Genomic DNA, 17512 nt, shown 5'->3' with positions numbered 1-17512 from the left:
TAACCTAACTGTTTGTAATTATTGATTATTAAAATTTTATCTTGGTGCGTTCAATTTTCAGCAAAGGCAGCGTATGCACTTCGAAAAAACAAGCTGCGCACAGACTTATCCACAGGATGTACATCATTTGGATGGCTATGAAAATAGAATAGCGTATGGGCTGCCGGATTATTTGAAAGGAAGGTATTGGCGCTATAAGCGCATGACAGGGGTGATGAATTACCGGATAATGATCAACCAAATTTAACTACGGATTGGGTGTGGTCAATGCTTCACCTGGCAAGTCAAATCATCAGCCAATCCATAGAACACCTTTGAAATGGCTATATTCGCGTTACCGTGAAAGTCAGGGTGGCAGATGGGTAGGGTGGATAAGGCGCAGCCGCATCCACCTTTAAAAGCTTGGCGAATGCGGCTGACGCCTTATCCGTCCTAGATTGCTCTTTCGTTTGCCGCGGGGCGACATCCGCTATTAACGCGAACAGAGCCTATAAAATGGTCGTATAACGTTTAGAATGATCCGGGTACTTATAAATTGCCCGTCTGGTAAAGCTTGATTGGTTAAGTATAGGAATTTCATGAATAAAATTAAGTGCGCAGTAGTCGGAACAGGTTATCTGGGTAAATTTCATGCTGAGAAATACGCTTCGTTGCCCGATTGTGAGTTGGTTGCAGTTGTCGATATCAATGAGGCCGCTGCAATAGCCGTTGCCGAAAAACATGGCGCTCAGGCATTGACCGATTACCAGTCATTATTGGGTCAGGTGGATGCCGTCAGTATCGTAGTACCTACGACTTTACATCATGCCGTCAGTAAGGATTTTCTGATCCATGGCAGTCATGTGCTGGTTGAAAAGCCGATTACGGTAACCGTTGAAGAAGCCGACGAGTTGATTGCTCTCGCCAAACAAAATAACAAGATTCTTCAAATCGGGCATTTGGAACGCTTTAATCCGGCCGTATTGGGGCTGGATAAAGATGAAAAGCCGCTGTTTATAGAATCACACCGGCTTTCGCCTTTCAATCCCCGGGCTAATGATGTCAGTGTGGTGTTGGATCTGATGATCCACGATATCGATATTATTCTGGCCCTGGTCGACTCCGATCTGGAACGCATTGATGCCAGCGGTACGGCTGTTTTAACCAAAGATATCGATATTGCCAACGCGCGCCTGGTGTTTAAAAGCGGATGCGTTGCGAATGTCACCGCCAGTCGCATCAGTATGAAAATGGAGCGCAAAATGCGCCTGTTCCGGCCCAGTTCTTATATTTCAGTCGATTTTCAGAACCGGGTATTGACCAAATACAAAACCGGTGACAAGGAAATGTTTCCCGGCATACCGGAAATTGTCAACGAGGAGTCGGTTTTTGAAAACGGCGATGCGTTGATGGAAGAGATCAAGCATTTTGTTCATTGTATTCAAACCGGCGACAATCCGATTGTATCGGGAGAAGCTGGCAGACGCGCGCTTGCCACTGCACTGGAAATTTCCAAATTGCTGACTCAGGCAGGGACCGATCGGCGCCTGTAATTGGCGACGCACACTTTAAGCACACTCAATCAATCCAGCGTTTCCATAAAAACAAAAAAAGAGGCATGAGAACACTATGATACCGATGGTCAACCTAAAAGCTCAATACGAGGAAATCCGGGATGAGATTGAGCAAGGCATTGCCGAAACAATTGCCAATTGCTCGTTTATTTTAGGTCCCAATGTTCAGAATTTTGAAAAAGAAGCGGCTGAATATTTGGGTGTCAAACATGCCGTAGGTGTTGCCTCTGGAACGGATGCGCTGCATCTGGCCTTATTGGCTGAAGGTATAGGTGCAGGTGATGAGGTCATTACCACCCCCTTCACGTTTATCGCGACCGCCGAAGCCGTTTGTTATGTCGGTGCCACGCCGGTTTTTGCTGATATCGATCCAAAAACATTCAATATTGATCCGGATGCAATAGAGGCGGCCATTACGCCAAAAACCAAGGCGATCATGCCGGTGCATTTGTTCGGACAGCCTGCTGATCTGTCACGTATCCAGCCACTTTGCGAAAAACACGGATTGAAACTGATTGAAGATTGTGCCCAATCCTTCGGGGCCAGGGTTAATGGCCGTCAGACCGGCAGTTTTGGTTCTTCGGCCGGTTTCAGTTTTTTCCCCAGCAAAAATTTAGGCGCATTCGGTGATGGCGGACTTGTGGTCACGCAATCCGATGAGATAGCCGAAAAGCTCAAGATGTACCACAATCACGGTTCTAAAGTCCGTTACTATCACGATGTGATTGGTTACAACAGCCGGTTGGATGATATGCAGGCTGTGATCCTGCGGGTCAAATTAAAACGTATCGAACAATACAATGCAGGAAGACGCCGGGCGGCGCATCTGTATTCCGAGCTAATGGCCGACTTGCCTTTGAGTACGCCTTTTGAAGACGGCTTGGGCGATCATGTTTATCATCAGTACACCCTGTTATGCGATAGACGTGATGATGTGCTGAAGGCCCTACAAGACCAGCAGATTGGCTGTGCCGTTTATTATCCGGTTCCCTTGCATAAGCAAAATGTATTTAAAGACGCTTATGCCCACGTAAAACTGCCGGTGACAGAGCAGGTATCGGCAACCTGTCTGTCTTTACCCATTTGTCCCTCATTGGAAGACAAAACGATTGAGCAAATCGTGGGAGTAATCAGGAAGACTCTGGTTGGTTAACAGGTACCTGAACTAACATGACCTCATTGACTCAAGGCGATACGGCACCATCAGACAGACCTCTGACTCTGCTGTTCAGTGCCGGAGAAACCTCGGGCGAGCAACATGCTGCTCATATGTTTCTGGAATTAAAAAAACAGTTGCCTAACATCAAAGGCTTAGGCATGGGCGGCAGTCAAATGCAAAAAGCCGGTATTGATATCCGTTATGATTCAACCGGCATTGCCGTGATCGGATTGTTTGAGGTGATCAAACACTACGCGGAAATTAATCGGGCACTGACTTTAATGAAGCAATTGCTGGTCAGCGAAAGGCCCGATTTGCTGGTGTGTGTGGACTACAAAGAATTTAACTTTAAATTGGCCAAATTTGCTAAGCAGCTAGGCATCAAAGTGTTGTTTTACGTCAGTCCCCAGGTCTGGGCCTGGCGGCCCGGCCGGGTCAAAAAATATGGCAGGGTAATCGATATGATGGCGGTCATTTTTCCGTTTGAAACGGCTTATTACGAAGCAGAGCATGTTCCGGTCCGCTATGTGGGTCATCCTTCTGTGGATAAGGTTCATCCGCAATGGTCTCGCGAAGAAGCGCTGACACGCTTTGAATTGAACCCGGAGCACCCCATTATCGGTTTATTGCCAGGCAGCCGGGCGCATGAAATAGAGCGGATGTTGCCGGTTATGCTGGCCGCGGCGGACATCATTCGTTCCCGTTTACCGGCGGTACAATTTGTCTTGCCGCAAGCGGCCAGCATCAGTGATGATCTGTTGCAGCGCTTTCTAAGCCAAAGCCAATCGAGGATCAAGATAGTCAAACAGCAAACCTACGAATTAATTCAATGCTGCGATGCGGTGATGACCACCTCAGGAACCGCCACGCTGGAGGTTGCATTGCTGCAAATTCCGATGGTGATTGTTTACAAGTTATTTTGGATGACATTCTGGCTGGCTAAAAATCTGGTAAAAACGCCGTTTATCGGCCTACCCAATATCATCGCCGGTAAAAGTATTGTTAAAGAATTGATACAACAGGATGCAACTGCCGAAAATATTGCCCATGAGATATTGACTATCGTCCAGAACAGCGACTATTCAGATGCGATAAAAGCGGATTTGCAGCGGGTGAAAACAATTTTGGGCAAAGGCGAGGGTTCAAAAAACATGGCCGATTTAGCGTTGGAAATGCTGAAAAATCCTAAATCGTGATGGGGCGGGTTTAATAAATCATTAAGCACACAATGCTTAACTCTCAATAAGCCTGCAAAGGGTAACTACTCGCCCGCTTTGAATTGAGAGTGTCGGTGTCTGATTCAAAGGACGCGTGAAAACGCCCCCTGTTGCAGAAGCCATTTCAATCAAACACCTATACCGAATAAAATTGGACGATGGAGAAGATACCTTAAAGGCATATTTCTAAAACGTGGGTAGCATGAAATTAATAAACTTATTGATCATCGTCAGTTTTGTTCTGACTGGCTGGGGCTGTGCCCAAGTTGAGACCCGAGAACCTGTAGTCACTGCACCTAAAACCTATCCGAAACCACCTCCACCCGTCACCGTAAAACCGCCCGTCAAGCCGCAACCGCCAAATGTTCCGGGTGGTGCAGATAATGCGCGGCCTCCGTCATGGGCAACCAGTTCGGCCCGTGCTGCGCCTGCACCCTTGAGTCCGGTCGTTGTGGCGTTAATGTCTGACGCCGAGCGCAGTTCAGGCTCAGGCAATCTGGATGCTGCTGTTGCAACCCTGGAAAGAGGTTTAAGAATAGAGCCACGCAATCCGTCCCTGATCTATAAACTTGCCGAAGTAAGATTAAAACAGTCGCAACCAAAATTGGCAGAGGAATTGGCAAGAAAAGCTGATTTATTGGCGGGTTCTGAACGGGCGTTAAAACGAAAATGCTGGCTGTTAATCGCAGAAGCACGAAATGCCCAAGGCAATGCTGCAGGGGCGAAAGAGGCCCTGCTGAAAGCTAATAGCCTTTAAGTAAGCACTGTTCGCTTTATGAGTTGAAAGTACATCTACTGTTAATGCAAACACAGCGGCTTAACAAGCCCGGACGCCCCTATACAAGCTGGGAAACCCCAGTTTGAAATAACTTCCCTCAGTCAAAACAAAGAGCCCTGTTTTTTGCTAATATTGCTTTAAGGATTTCTGTATCTGAAGCCATAAGCGGGTGACGATAGCTACCTGTCAATTTACCCACTTATCCGTTTTAAAGAGAACACACAATGTTTCATCTGGTTTATGTCAGTTCTGCTGTCAAACCCTTTAGTAAAAGTGACTTGTTGACGCTATTGGTCAAGTCCCGTGAAAATAATACCAAGCAGGGTGTTTCGGGCATGCTGTTGTATAAAGACGGTAATTTTATGCAGCTTCTTGAAGGAGAAGAAACGGTTGTCCGTAATTTATTTGAAGTGATTACCCAAGATTCCCGTCATCGGGGTGCGATTGTCCTGCTTGAGGAACAGATTAGTGAGCCTTCATTTAGAGATTGGTCCATGGGTTTTCGCGACCTTGCCGACGAAAATTTAAACGCTGTAGCGGGCTATACCCGGATCATGAATTCACCCCTGAATGCCAGCAATTTAAAGAGTAACCGGGATGCTTGCCTGGATTTGCTCTATTTTTTCAGCAAAAGCCGTTGAGTTTCTTTGAAGATTAATTCCAAAATGGCCCGGAACAGGCTTTGCCAATGAAGGGATCGATGCTGAATGTGCGTTTAGAAAAACCTAATCTTCATCAGTTGCACTGTTCATTTCAATTCATCCTATGTCTTTAGTAAGCTTCAGACAAATGACTTTCAGTAAACCCTCCTTAAGAGTTTCTCATCAGAGTGCCCTGGCTGTTGGTATTTTCTTTGTGCTGGCTACTGTTTTTTTTGTTTATGTTTATGCGGAAACAAGGCTGGATAGAGCGAATGAATTACGGCAAATATCTTACGAACTCGCACAACAGTTGCATCAAAGCTCTGATGACCTGACCCGGATGGTGAGAGCCTATAGCGTCACTGGGGATTCCCGATACAAGCACTACTTTCAAAACATCCTGGATATCCGTAACGGCAAAATTCCCCGGCCTGAAAACTATCAAAATTTCTATTGGGATCTGGTGCTGGGAAATCTATCTCCGCCGCCTGTTGAAAGCGGGAAGGGTATTGCTTTACTGGATCTGATGCGGCAGGCAGGCTTTACGCAAGAAGAATTTGCCAAACTGGATCAGGCCAAAAAGAATTCTGACGATTTGACCGCTCTTGAATACAGGGCCATGCAACTGGTAGAGACCGTCGGTCCTGAGGCCGAGGCCAGTCGTGAACTGGCAAGGCGGCTGATCAATGATGAAAATTATTATCGGGCCAAGTTGAAAATCATCCAGCCTATCAATGAATTTTTTCATATGATGGACCGGCGTACAGTCGCTGCGATCAAATCAGCTTGGCGCAATGCCTTACTATTTCGCTTGATTTTCATATTTTTCTCAATAGCGACAATTATTATGCTTTTTCGGGCCTATGGGGCATTGCGAAAAGCGCTGGGAGGTTCTCTTGAGGACGTTCAGGTCAATTTACTCAGAATTGGTCAAGGTGATTTATCCTCACTGATCACGATTAAACCCGGCAGTGAGCATAGTGTGCTCGGTTGCGTATCCGACATGCAGAAAAAACTGCAGGCCTATGAACTCGCTCGCACACAAGCCGAACAATCGTTAAAAAAGAGTGAGCGACTTCTGCGTGAATCGCAAAAGGCGGCCAATATCGGTTGCTACATTACGAGTCTTAAAACAGGCACGTGGGAATGCACGTCTGTTATGAACCATATTTTCGGCATTACCGAGGACTATCCTCACACTATTGAAGGCTGGGTTGACTTCATGCACCCGGATTTCAACAGGCCTATGAACGACTATCTTCGGGAAGTCATCGGAGAACGCAAGCCTTTTGATGCAGAATACAAGATAATTCGGCCCTGCGACGGTGTCGAGCGCTGGATGCATGGTTTGGGGCAAATTGTCTATGATGATAATGGAGAGGCTGAGAATTTACTCGGTACTGTTCAGGATATTACGGGGCGCAAAGCTGTGGAGCATGCCATCTCTCGTGATCGCCAGCGTCTTGACACCATTCTGAGAATGGCCAGTGATGGCATTCATATATTGGACAGTCAAGGTACATTGATTGACGCCAATGATGTTTTTCTTCAAATGCTGGGTTATGACAAGACCGTGATCGGCCTGCTTCATGTGGGCGACTGGGAAGTCCAGATTGACAAAGAGACGCTAAAGGCGCGTATCAATAATCTCCTAACAACGAATGGTGCCCTCATTTTTGAAACCGTGCACAGAAGACGTGACGGCAGTCTGCTGGAGGTAGAAATCAGTGCCTGCAACATCGACAATGATGGCGTACATTATGTTTATGCCGCTTCGCGTGATATTACCGAACGGAATCAACAAAGACGTCAACTTCAGGCTTTGAATCAGAATCTGGAACAACGGGTTGCAGAACGCACCCGAGAACTCGGGCAGGCGATGGAGCAGATCCGGATCAACGAAGAGCGCTTTAACTATGCGCTGGAAGCTACAAATGATGGTGTCTGGGATTGGGATTTTAAAACCGGTCAGGTTTATATCAATCTGGGCTATAGCAAGATGTTGGGCTACGCACCGGAAGAGCTGGCGCATTATCAAGGCAGTGACTGGGTGAAGCTTCTGCATCCGGATGAGAGGGATAGCGTTGTCGTTCAGGCACAGCAAAGACTTAAAGATTACGGTCATTACGAGATTGAATTTCGCATGCGCTGCAAAGACGGTGATTACAAGTGGATACTCAGTCGCGGCAAGTCAGTCGAGAGTGATAGCGAGGGTCACCCATTACGAGCGGTCGGTACACACATTGATCTAACCAATCGTAAACAGATAGAAACTCAGCTGCGTGAAGCCAAGTTGCAGGCCGATAATGCTAATTTGGCTAAAAGTAACTTTCTTGCCAATATGTCGCATGAAATAAGAACCCCGATGAACGCTATTATCGGAATGACTTATCTGCTGCAAAGGAAAGGCGGTTTAAGTGTTGAACACCTGGACAAGCTCAGCAAAATTTCGTCTTCGGCCGATCATTTGCTTGCGATCATCAACGATATTCTTGATATTTCAAAGATCGAGGCAGGTAAGTTTACTTTATCGCAAGCCGAGTTCTCCCTCTCTGAGTTGATCGAAACAGTGAACGGATTGATAGAACAGCGGGTATCTGAGAAAAGGTTGCTTTTCAAAGTCGAAGCCGGGCAATTGCCTTTCGTCCTGAAAGGCGATGAAACCCGGCTAGTCCAGATGTTGGTTAATTACCTGGGGAACGCGATCAAGTTTACTGCTCAAGGTCAAGTGACGCTCCGGGTATCGATGCTGGAAGAATCGTCAGACGAAGTGTTGCTTCGCTTTTCCGTTGAGGATTCCGGAATCGGAGTGACCGCGGAGCAGAAGGCTAGATTATTTAATGCGTTCGAGCAGGCTGACGGCAGCACTACCCGGCGTTTTGGAGGCACAGGTCTTGGTTTGTCGATCAATCGTCATCTGGCGGCGATGATGGGGGGCGAAGTTGGCGTCGAATCGGAACCGGATGTCGGCAGTGTGTTCTGGTTCACCGCCCGTTTAGGCAAGATTCTGCAAAAGAAAGAGGAAATAAAACCAGTTAAACCAGCCAACGAATCGGCAGAAGCGTTACTGAGGCGCGACCATGCCGGCACCCGGATTCTGCTTGCCGAGGATGATGAAATCAACCGGATGCTGACGCATCATCAACTGCTCGATACGGGGCTTGTTCTGGAGTTTGCCGAGAATGGGAAGGTCGCGATTGAGATGGCCCGTGCTAGCTGCTATCCACTGATACTGATGGATATGCAGATGCCGGAAGTGGATGGTATTGAAGCGGCTAAAGTAATCAGGTCATTGCCGGGCTATGCTGAAACACCCATCATCGCGATGACGGCGAATGTATTCAGTGAAGACCGGGAAGTCTGCCTTAATGCAGGTATAAACGACCATTTACCGAAGCCGGTTAACACCGAGTTATTATACGAAATCTTACTGAAATGGTTGGAAAAATAAGGTTCCCGGGTATTTTAGGGAACCTTAGTCAGCCGATACGAAATAAGCTATTTTCCCATCGTAGATCGAAATTCGGCACCGGGGTGTCCGTCAAAGGACGCCGTAAAACCATCCCTAGGCTCTAGCCAGCATCCATGTTGTCAAAGCCTTTGACGAGCAATCCGTTGCCTCCTTAGGCACTGCCAAAATTTGAAGTGCGAAATATGTAAATCAGCTTTTCACTGTTCCAATCGCCTGTCCCAGCTTTACTGTCTGACCGGATCTTAAATCCTCGTTCCAGGTCATTTGGTTTTCGCTGAACAGCACAATAATCGTTGAACCCATATTGAATCGTCCCATTTCCTCGCCTTTAGCCAATTGGGGCGGATCATCCCGGTATTGCCATGAGCGAACTGACTCAATGGTGGGCGGCGAAACGACGCCGTGCCAGACAATTTCTATGCTGGATACAAAAATAGCCCCGACCAGGATTAGTGCCATCGGACCGGCTTCGGTGTCAAAAATTGCGGCAACGCGTTCATTTCTTGCGAACAAGCCTGGCACGCTGTTGGTGGTCGTGGTATTTACGCTAAAAAGACGACCCGGGATATGCACCATCTCGCGCAGAGATCCGGCCAACGGCATATGCAGACGGTGATAATCTTTTGGCGACAGATAGATCGTTGTAAAGTGGCCGTTATTAAACGGTTCAGCGCGCGCACTGTCTCCGCCCAGTAATTCCGTGGCAGTAAATTCTTTGCCTTTGGCTTGAAAAATCCGGCCGGCCGCGATGGTGCCTGCTTGACTGACCTGGCCATCGGCAGGACAGGCAATGGCTCCGTTTTCCCAGGTCTGCTGACGGACACCCGGTTTCAGTTCGCGGGTAAAAAAGTGGTTAAAGTTTTTAAAGGCCTCGATATCCTGTATCAGTGCCTCATCCATATTGACACCGTAGTGCCTGATAATCTGTTTGATCATCAGGTTTTTCCAGGCTTTGTTTTCGCAATGCGTCAGTCGGCTCATCATTCGCGACAGAGCGTGGTGCGGCAGGATATATTGGGGGAGTGTGGTCAGGGTTTCTTTAATCGTCATCGGTTCTATTGATAGTGGGGACTTTGCCGCTGAGAAAATACGCAAACGCAATGACCTCGGCAACCGCCAGATAAAGTTCGTTCGGAATTTCTTCGCCTAACGGGATCTGCGCCAGAATTCGCGTCAGTTCCGGTTCGGTTTGCAGGGGAATGCCGTGTTGCTCAGCGATTTGAATGATTTGTTCGGCGGTAAGACCTTCACCTTTGGCCGTCACCTTGGGGGCATTCTTGCCGTCGTATTTTAATGCGACAGCCAAATCGGCGGTGTAATAGGTCTTGGCCATGGTTGTTTAAGGCAGCTGGACTAAGGCCGGCGCTTGCCAGTTACTGTTTTTATGCTCGGCAATTACCGCGGTATAAATACCGCCGCGCACGTTGAAGTTGGCTTTAAGGCGCATGAAGTTGGGCGATGTCGCTGCAACGATGTGATCCAGAATTTCGTTGGTGACAGCCTCATGAAAAGCGCCTCGATCACGAAACATCCACATGTACAGTTTTAGCGATTTTAATTCGACACACAGTTGATCGGGTACATATTCCAACGTCAATGTGGCAAAGTCGGGCTGACCTGTTTTGGGGCATAAACAGGTAAACTCGGGAATGTCGATCCGGATTGTAAAATCACGGCCAGGGCGTGGGTTAGGAAATGTTTCCAATACATCGGTGGGTTGTGTTGTCATGATTCGTTGAAAAAGTTAAATAAAAAGTCGAAGTCCTTGCTGATATCGTGAATAATACGCGGTCTTTCACAATCAGCTAAAGGGTTATTCTACCAGTAATGAAGCTGGAAAAAATCAAACTTTCAGGGTTTAAGTCCTTTGTCGATTCAACCGTCATACCTATCAGCGGTAACTTAACCGCTATCGTGGGGCCTAACGGTTGCGGAAAATCCAACATCATTGATGCTGTCCGTTGGGTGATGGGCGAGAGTTCGGCCAAGCATTTACGTGGCGGCAGCATGGCCGATGTGATTTTCAATGGTTCTTCATCGCGCAAACCGGTCGGTACGGCTTCGGTAGAGTTGGTTTTTGATAACGGCGAAGGCAAGGCCGGCGGCGAATACGCCCAATATAACTCGATTTCGATAAAACGCCAGGTCAGCCGTGATGGTCAGTCGGCTTTTTTACTCAATAATGTCCGCTGCCGACGTAAAGATATTACCGACCTGTTTTTAGGCACCGGTCTGGGTTCTCGTAGTTACGCCATTATTGAACAAGGTACGATTTCCAGAATGGTGGAAGCCAAGCCTGAAGATTTGCGGGTTCATATCGAAGAAGCGGCCGGCATTTCCAAGTATAAGGAACGCCGTCAGGAAACCGAAACCCGGATGCGGCACACCCATGAAAACCTGGAGCGTTTGAATGATGTGCGCGATGAGGTTGAAAAACAGTTAAAACATCTGCAAAAACAAGCTGAAAAAGCCAAAAAATACACCGAACTGAAACAGCAGGAGCGTCAGTTCAAACTGGAATTACTGGCGATGCGCTGGCAGACGCACCACCGGACTTTTGAACAGCTTGACAGCCAAATGCAGGCGGTAGCTAATGAGCACAACCGCCTGTTTGTCGCAACGCGCGAGCTCGATGCCGAAATCGAATCAAAACGGTCAGAACACAAACAGCAACAGGCGGCATTAAACGCGACACAAGGGGATTTCTATCATGTGGTTTCTGAAGTCGGCCGTCTTGAGCAAACCATTAAACTGAATCAAAAAAGCCATGAAGAGACGGTGGTTGAAATCGACCGTTTAAAACAGCAGATCGATCATGCCAAAACGGAGCTGGATAGCGATCAAATGCAGTTGGAGGATATCGCTTCCGATTTGATGCAAGCCGAAGAGGCACTGGAAGTCATGCAAGCTCGAGTCAATGAAGCGGTCAGTGTCCAACAGGATGGACTTCAGGAACGGGCTGATTGGCAACGGCAATGGGAAGCGTATTTAAAAGAGAGTGCGGCTGCCAAGGAACACATCGAAATCCAGCGCATAAAAATCAGTCAGATCGAAAACCAGAACCGGCAGCTGCAAATCAGGCTGGATAAGTTAAATGGTGAGCGCGACGATTTAAAAGCCAATCCATTCGCCGGTAAAATTGACGAATTAAACGATTTGATAGTGGAGCTGGAAGAGGAGCGCAGCGCTGCCCATGATCGTCTCGAAAAAATCATGGCGGTCATTACCGAACACCGGCACTTACTGAAGGAAATTAATCAGCAAGTCCATGCTCATCGCTCAGAAATGCACAGTGTCAAAGGCAAGATTACTTCTCTGGAAATGCTGCAGCAGCATGCCATGGGCAAAGATAACAAGCATCTGAACAGCTGGCTTGAACAAATGGATTTGGCCAAACAAACCCGGCTTGCCGAAATGCTCGATGTAGAGGCCGGTTGGGAAACCGCGGCTGAAACAGTCTTGGGGCATTATCTGGAAGCCATTTGCATCGAGAATGCCGATAACATTATTCCGGCTCTTGAACATTTAACCAATGATTCATTGGCGTTGTTCGAAAATCGGCAGTTTGAACCGGTCGAACAGGCTAACGCAGGGGTGCCATTACTGGATAAAGTTAAAGCCTCCTGGAACTTATCCGGATTATTGACCGGGATATATTGCGCCGAATCATTGGTCTCGGCCAAGGCGCAAACCGATCAGCTCAAACCTTACGAATCGCTGATTTTACCCGACGGTACCTGGCTTGGGCCTGGCTGGTTGCGATTGATACGAGTCAAAGATAACAAGTCCGGTGTGTTGCAGCGTGAAAAGGAATTAAGGCTTTTAAAACAGCGTCAAGACAGTCTGTCTATCGAAATCGCTGAACTCGACGCGCGTCTGGAGACCTCTGAACATACGTTAAAAGAGGCCGAAGCCAATCGTGAAAATCTGCAGCAGCATGACAAAACCTTGAGCAATGACTTGTCAAAGAAAAACGCCGAGCTGAGCGCTTTTGCTGCACGACATGAACAGCAACAGCAGCGGTTAACACAGATTGATGGCGATTTGGCTGATATTCAGGCAGAATCGGAAGACAATGCCGAGCTGCTTGCAGAAGCCAAATTCAAGCTGCAAGAAGCTGAACAGCGGATGTCCGGTCTGGATGAAAGCAAACAGCATCTTGAGAAAATCAATCAGCAGCTGATGGCCCAGCAGCATAGCCGGGAGTTATCCGTATCGGAGGCGAAGCAGCAGGTATTTTCTTATCAGGCGCAAATTGAATCGTTGCGTTCTTCAAAGATTCATATCACCCGACAGGTCGAACGTTTAGAGGTTCAAATGCAAACGTCGTCTGAGCGAATGGCTGAACTGGAACACAAGCTTGAGGCAACTTTGACGCCGCTGGATGATGAAAAGCTGACGCTTGAGCAGCTGTATTCCAAAAAAGAAACATTGGAGCAGGCATTAAAGCTGTCCAGAAAACAGGTTGAAGAGACGGAACAGTCCATCAATCGTTTGTCCCAAGAGCATATTCAGCATCAGCGCGGCTTGGAGAAGCAAAAAGAGCTGTTGGATAAGCTCCGTTACGAGCAGCAGGAAAGCCGGGTTCGTCAGCAAACTGTCACTGAGCAACTGGATGAACTGGCTATGTCGCCGGAAACAGTTTTGCAGCAAATGCCCGCTGATGCTGATGAGACGTTATGGAAGCATAAAGTGGATGATTTGACGAGTCAGATTGAGCGGCTGGGTACGATCAATCTGAGCGCCATTGAAGAATTTCAGATGCAATCGGAACGCATGAAATTCTTGAATGATCAGCATGCGGATTTATCGGAAGCATTGGATACCCTGACGCAGGCGATTAATAAAATAGATAAAGAAAGCCGGCAGCGTTTTAAGGAAACTTTCGATAAAATAAATGCCGGATTACAAGAGAAATTTCCCAAATTGTTTGGGGGCGGTCAAGCTTATCTGGAGCTGACTGAGCAAGATGTATTGGATGCCGGTGTCAATATTATCGCCAGACCCCCGGGTAAACGTAACAGTTCCATTCATTTGCTGTCCGGTGGCGAAAAGGCATTAACAGCGGTGGCTTTGGTGTTTTCAATCTTTGAGTTGAATCCGGCGCCTTTTTGTCTGCTGGATGAAGTTGATGCGCCGCTTGACGATGCAAACGTGGGACGTTTTTCAAAAATGGTTGAGGAAATGTCCGAAACTGTGCAGTTTCTATTTATATCGCATAACAAAGCGACGATGGAAATTGCCAAACAGCTGGCAGGGGTTACCATGCGCGAACCTGGTGTATCGCGGATGGTGGCGGTTGATATTGAAGAAGCAGTGAGTCTGGCGGAAAGCTGATGGATAAAGAAATTTTAAGAATGGTTATTATTGCAGCAGGCCTAGGTGTGATGTTGTGTCTGGTTTTGTGGTCTTACTGGAAAAAAGGTTCACTTCCCGGTCGATCGAGCCTGTCCGGACGATTTAAAAATCCGATTGGAAGAATCGATGAATCGTTAGTGCTGCATCCGGAAAATGATGACTTCGATGTGGTTCCTTTAGGAAGTGCATGGGATGGAGAGAATGATTACGAATATGCGCAATCGTTGTATGGTCAGGAGGATCACGAGGCTTTCGGCAGTTCGACACAGCAGCGTCATCATGATGACGGGCCGTCCAGCCATGATGAGCAGTCCCGGGAGTTACCCAAACTGATTCAATACAGTCTGGTTGCTGTCGCCGACGAAGGTTTTAACGGTGAGGACATCGACCGCGCTTTTAACATCGCCGGATTGAAATACGGCAGTTTAAAAATATACGAGCGTATCGACCGTAATGGTCTGGTTGATTTTGGCGTTGCCAGCATGGTTGAACCCGGCACCTTCCCCGACAAAAATATAAAAGAGTTTAACTGTCCCGGTCTGGTCTTTTTTATGCAACCTCGCGAAGTCGATGACGCTGTTTCGGTATACGATGATTTTGTTGAAACGATCGATATCTTGGCGGCGGAACTGGACGGCGTTAAATGGGATAACCAGAGACAGCCTTTGACCGATAGCGCCATATACGAAATGCGTAATCGACTGGTTCACGGTTATCAGTAAACAACCATTCTCACTTTTAAGGGAAAAAAGGCTGGGGGAAGCTTTTTGAGGGTTGTCAGCAGGGCAGATTTTTATTCCGGACAAAATCTGCACTTCAACTCTCCTTGGCAGTCAGTTGCTGCAGTCAAGCCCTCATGGAAGGGTTTGCGGCGTTCCTCGAAAGGCTTTTCACAGCCCAAAATGACGCTGAAAAGATCCAACTGAGAATTGCTGATTAATAAACTTCTTATGCCCGCCAAATAGGCCAATCCTTTAACTTTTGCCTTATGTTGAATAAAGAGCAGCGTGATCTTATCAACCAGCACTACCCACTCGCTGAAGGATTGACCCTTGAGCAGCTTGAACAAATAGCCGAGAGCCGCTCGGCAGACTCACTCAGCGATGAGGTTCTGGTCCACTTTCTGGAAACCGCTAATCTGCTATACAGAAGCGGTTGTCCTTTCATATCCGATGCTGATTACGATGCCGTATTTTTGGCTGAATTGGCACGACGCCATCCTGATCATCCCTATCTACTCACGGTTGAACCGGAACCGGCATTTGCAGAAAAAACCATAGATCTGCCGGTAAGAATGTTGTCTACCGAAAAAGCCTATAGCCAGGATGCGATTGAAAAATGGCTGCTTCGTATAGAAAAAACAGCACAAGAACTTGATATCGACCCCGAAACACTTAGGTTTCGCGCGACTCCCAAACTGGATGGCTATGCGGCCTATGACGACGGACAAACCTTATATACCCGCGGCGATGGCCGAAAAGGCACCGATATTACCCGGGTTTTTGATCGGGGTTTGATGGTGGCCGGGAATGGTCAAAGAGGACAAGGCGCCGGAGAAATCGTGGTCAGCCGTCTTTATTTTCAGAATTATCTGGCGGAACAGTTTGAAAATGCCCGAAATTTTCAAGCGAGTATCATTAAGGAAAAAGAACTGGAATTGCCTGCTTTGGAAGCGATAGAACGCAAAGCTGCGATGTTCTTTCCGTTTGCCCAGTTACCCGACTGGCAAGGAACGGCAGCTGAGATTCGCGAGCACTTTACCGATATCGTCAGGCAGATGCCTGAAAAAGTAGATTTTGATGTCGATGGGGTGGTTTTTGAAGTCACCGATGAAGTGGTCAAGCAGCGCATGGGATCTACCCGGCATCACCATCGCTGGCAGATCGCTTACAAGCATAATGTTGAATCCGCGTTGGTCAACGTGCTGAGTGTCACGCCGCAAACCTCTCGTTCCGGACGCGTAAACCCGGTTGCCGAACTTGAGCCGACAAAATTGAGCGGTGCGGTCATTTCTCGAGCAACTGCCCATCATTATGGCATGGTCAAGTCGCTGGGAATAGGGCCGGGCACACTCATTGAGCTGACCCGTTCGGGCTTGGTAATTCCAAAAATCGAGCGTGTCGTCACGCCAAAGCCGCCGCAAATTCCAGATGACTGCCCCAGTTGCGGCAGTCATCTGGTGTGGGACAGTGATTATTTGTATTGTCTAAATAAAACCCATTGTCCGGCACAAATCGAAAACACCCTTGAGCATTTTTTTAAAACCTTGGGCAATATCGATGGCTTTGGCGCCAAGACTATAGAAAAACTCCATGCGCACGGCGTCAACTCGATTTACCGCATTTATCAATTAGCGTTGAACGAGTTGGTGGATATGGGCTTTGGCGAAAAGACCTCGCAGAATCTTCTGGATCAATTGCAGCGTAGCCGCTTGCAAAGCATTGAAGATTGGCGGTTTCTGGGCGCATTCGGTATTTATAGAATGGGACTGGGAAACTGCGAACGCTTATTGCAACATTTTCCGTTGAACCGGCTGTTTGAGCTGAGCATTGAGGATATCGTTGCTATAGAAGGGTTTGCAGAGAAAACTGCCGAGGCGGTGGTCGAGTCGTTAAAATTGATCAAACAGGATTTTGAACAAATTTTCGGTTTGGGTTTTAATCTGATTGAAACGGCAGCCAGCCAAACGCTTGCTCAAATAGAAAGCCCCGTGTCAGGAAAACAGATCGTATTCACCGGAACCATGGTGCATGGAACGCGCGAAGACATGCAGAAAGAAGCCAAACGTTTGGGTGCAAAAGTCGCTAATACCGTCACCGGCAAGACGGATATTCTGGTAGCCGGGGAAAAAGTGGGTGCCACCAAGCTGAACGCAGCCAGGGAAAAAGGCGTGCAAATTCTCAGCGAACAGGAATATCTGGCATTTATTAACGGGTAAATTCACTGATGCATTAAGCAGGATTGTTTTGCAAAGGGCGAACGGATCACATTTTATTGCCTGGTAAAATAACTCAAACATAACGTGAAAAGATGCGCCAAATAGGATGAGCCGACGATAGGAGGCGCATCGTTCGCGATACAAATCATGACCGAATACCGACAATTTTACCTACCGAAAGCCATGTGGTTTTTCACCGTCAATCTTGCCGATCGGAAAAACAATCATTTATTGATCGACAAGATTGATGTATTACGTGATGCCTTTCGATAGGTAAAACAACGAAAACCTTTTCATATTGATGCCATCGTCATCATGCCGGATCATTTGCATGCTATTTGGACATTGCCGTCCGATGACGGTGATTATTCAGTTCGCTGGAATATGTTGAAAGGA

13 protein-coding genes are annotated in these 17512 nt (G+C 47.5%); 10 read left to right on the top strand and 3 right to left on the bottom strand.

Annotation, left to right across the window (positions count from 1 at the left end):
• Window positions 1-578 precede the first annotated feature (578 nt).
• The 6 genes from Q7V32_RS10735 (at window position 579) to Q7V32_RS10710 (ending at window position 8799) form a co-directional block, all read left to right on the top strand.
• Window positions 579-1532: a Gfo/Idh/MocA family protein gene (locus Q7V32_RS10735; protein ID WP_304896976.1), complete on the top strand. Its 954-nt coding sequence runs from the start codon at window positions 579-581 to the stop codon at window positions 1530-1532.
• Window positions 1533-1608: 76 nt separating this feature from the next.
• Window positions 1609-2706 carry a DegT/DnrJ/EryC1/StrS aminotransferase family protein gene (locus tag Q7V32_RS10730; protein ID WP_304896975.1) on the top strand — a complete coding sequence of 366 codons (1098 nt, stop codon included), beginning with the start codon at window positions 1609-1611 and terminating at the stop codon, window positions 2704-2706.
• Window positions 2707-2723: 17 nt separating this feature from the next.
• Window positions 2724-3908 (top strand): lipid-A-disaccharide synthase, encoded by a 1185-nt coding sequence (gene lpxB, locus Q7V32_RS10725; protein WP_304896974.1) that lies wholly within the window; start codon window positions 2724-2726, stop codon window positions 3906-3908.
• 223 nt (window positions 3909-4131) lie between these two features.
• The gene (locus Q7V32_RS10720; RefSeq protein ID WP_304896973.1) at window positions 4132-4686 is read left to right on the top strand and encodes a tetratricopeptide repeat protein; all 555 of its coding nucleotides are present in this window, start codon (window positions 4132-4134) and stop codon (window positions 4684-4686) included.
• Window positions 4687-4931: 245 nt separating this feature from the next.
• The gene (locus Q7V32_RS10715; RefSeq protein WP_304896972.1) at window positions 4932-5348 is read left to right on the top strand and encodes a BLUF domain-containing protein; all 417 of its coding nucleotides are present in this window, start codon (window positions 4932-4934) and stop codon (window positions 5346-5348) included.
• Between the two features lie 148 nt (window positions 5349-5496).
• On the top strand, window positions 5497-8799 hold the full coding sequence (locus Q7V32_RS10710; protein ID WP_304896971.1) for a PAS domain S-box protein: 3303 nt from the start codon (window positions 5497-5499) through the stop codon (window positions 8797-8799).
• Between the two features lie 210 nt (window positions 8800-9009).
• Here Q7V32_RS10710 and asd read toward each other — a convergent pair whose 3' ends face one another.
• From asd to queF, 3 genes are read right to left on the bottom strand one after another with little or no spacing between them, the layout of a single operon-like run.
• Complete coding sequence (gene asd, locus Q7V32_RS10705; RefSeq protein ID WP_304896970.1) at window positions 9010-9870, bottom strand: archaetidylserine decarboxylase; 861 nt, start codon at window positions 9868-9870, stop codon at window positions 9010-9012.
• The gene (locus Q7V32_RS10700) at window positions 9860-10153 is read right to left on the bottom strand and encodes an EscU/YscU/HrcU family type III secretion system export apparatus switch protein (protein WP_304896969.1); all 294 of its coding nucleotides are present in this window, start codon (window positions 10151-10153) and stop codon (window positions 9860-9862) included. Before Q7V32_RS10700 ends, asd begins: the two co-directional genes overlap by 11 nt.
• Window positions 10154-10159: 6 nt before the next feature.
• Entirely contained in the window at window positions 10160-10549 is a 390-nt protein-coding gene (queF, locus tag Q7V32_RS10695; RefSeq protein ID WP_304896968.1) for a preQ(1) synthase, read from the bottom strand.
• A 98-nt stretch (window positions 10550-10647) separates the two neighbouring features.
• Here queF and smc point away from each other — a divergent pair, with 98 nt between their 5' ends.
• The 4 genes from smc (at window position 10648) to Q7V32_RS10675 (ending at window position 17389) form a co-directional block, all read left to right on the top strand.
• The gene (smc, locus tag Q7V32_RS10690; RefSeq protein ID WP_304896967.1) at window positions 10648-14157 is read left to right on the top strand and encodes a chromosome segregation protein SMC; all 3510 of its coding nucleotides are present in this window, start codon (window positions 10648-10650) and stop codon (window positions 14155-14157) included.
• Window positions 14157-14900: a cell division protein ZipA C-terminal FtsZ-binding domain-containing protein gene (locus Q7V32_RS10685; protein ID WP_304896966.1), complete on the top strand. Its 744-nt coding sequence runs from the start codon at window positions 14157-14159 to the stop codon at window positions 14898-14900. The genes smc and Q7V32_RS10685 overlap by 1 nt, the downstream gene beginning before the upstream one ends.
• 266 nt (window positions 14901-15166) lie before the next feature.
• A complete protein-coding gene (locus Q7V32_RS10680) occupies window positions 15167-17116 on the top strand; it encodes a helix-hairpin-helix domain-containing protein (protein ID WP_304896965.1) in 1950 nt (649 codons plus the stop codon).
• 147 nt (window positions 17117-17263) lie between these two features.
• The gene (locus Q7V32_RS10675) at window positions 17264-17389 is read left to right on the top strand and encodes a hypothetical protein (protein WP_304896964.1); all 126 of its coding nucleotides are present in this window, start codon (window positions 17264-17266) and stop codon (window positions 17387-17389) included.
• Window positions 17390-17512 lie beyond the last annotated feature (123 nt).

It is taken from the genome of Methylicorpusculum sp. (assembly GCF_030651835.1).
Classification (GTDB): Bacteria; Pseudomonadota; Gammaproteobacteria; order Methylococcales; family Methylomonadaceae; genus Methylicorpusculum.
The sequence above is the reverse complement of the archived record's forward strand: the minus strand, read 5'-3'. Positions and strand labels throughout refer to the sequence as shown.

Bases quoted from the DNA above. Each gene is read 5' to 3' on its own strand.
- queF (WP_304896968.1), bottom strand. From the start codon at position 10,549: ATGACAACACAACCCACCGATGTATTGGAAACATTTCCTAACCCACGC.
- Q7V32_RS10680 (WP_304896965.1), top strand. From the start codon at position 15,167: ATGTTGAATAAAGAGCAGCGTGATCTTATCAACCAGCACTACCCACTC.
- asd (WP_304896970.1), bottom strand. From the start codon at position 9,870: ATGACGATTAAAGAAACCCTGACCACACTCCCCCAATATATCCTGCCG.
- Q7V32_RS10685 (WP_304896966.1), top strand. From the start codon at position 14,157: ATGGATAAAGAAATTTTAAGAATGGTTATTATTGCAGCAGGCCTAGGT.
- Q7V32_RS10675 (WP_304896964.1), top strand. From the start codon at position 17,264: ATGACCGAATACCGACAATTTTACCTACCGAAAGCCATGTGGTTTTTC.
- Q7V32_RS10700 (WP_304896969.1), bottom strand. From the start codon at position 10,153: ATGGCCAAGACCTATTACACCGCCGATTTGGCTGTCGCATTAAAATAC.
- Q7V32_RS10730 (WP_304896975.1), top strand. From the start codon at position 1,609: ATGATACCGATGGTCAACCTAAAAGCTCAATACGAGGAAATCCGGGAT.
- smc (WP_304896967.1), top strand. From the start codon at position 10,648: ATGAAGCTGGAAAAAATCAAACTTTCAGGGTTTAAGTCCTTTGTCGAT.
- Q7V32_RS10710 (WP_304896971.1), top strand. From the start codon at position 5,497: ATGACTTTCAGTAAACCCTCCTTAAGAGTTTCTCATCAGAGTGCCCTG.
- lpxB (WP_304896974.1), top strand. From the start codon at position 2,724: ATGACCTCATTGACTCAAGGCGATACGGCACCATCAGACAGACCTCTG.
- Q7V32_RS10720 (WP_304896973.1), top strand. From the start codon at position 4,132: ATGAAATTAATAAACTTATTGATCATCGTCAGTTTTGTTCTGACTGGC.
- Q7V32_RS10735 (WP_304896976.1), top strand. From the start codon at position 579: ATGAATAAAATTAAGTGCGCAGTAGTCGGAACAGGTTATCTGGGTAAA.
- Q7V32_RS10715 (WP_304896972.1), top strand. From the start codon at position 4,932: ATGTTTCATCTGGTTTATGTCAGTTCTGCTGTCAAACCCTTTAGTAAA.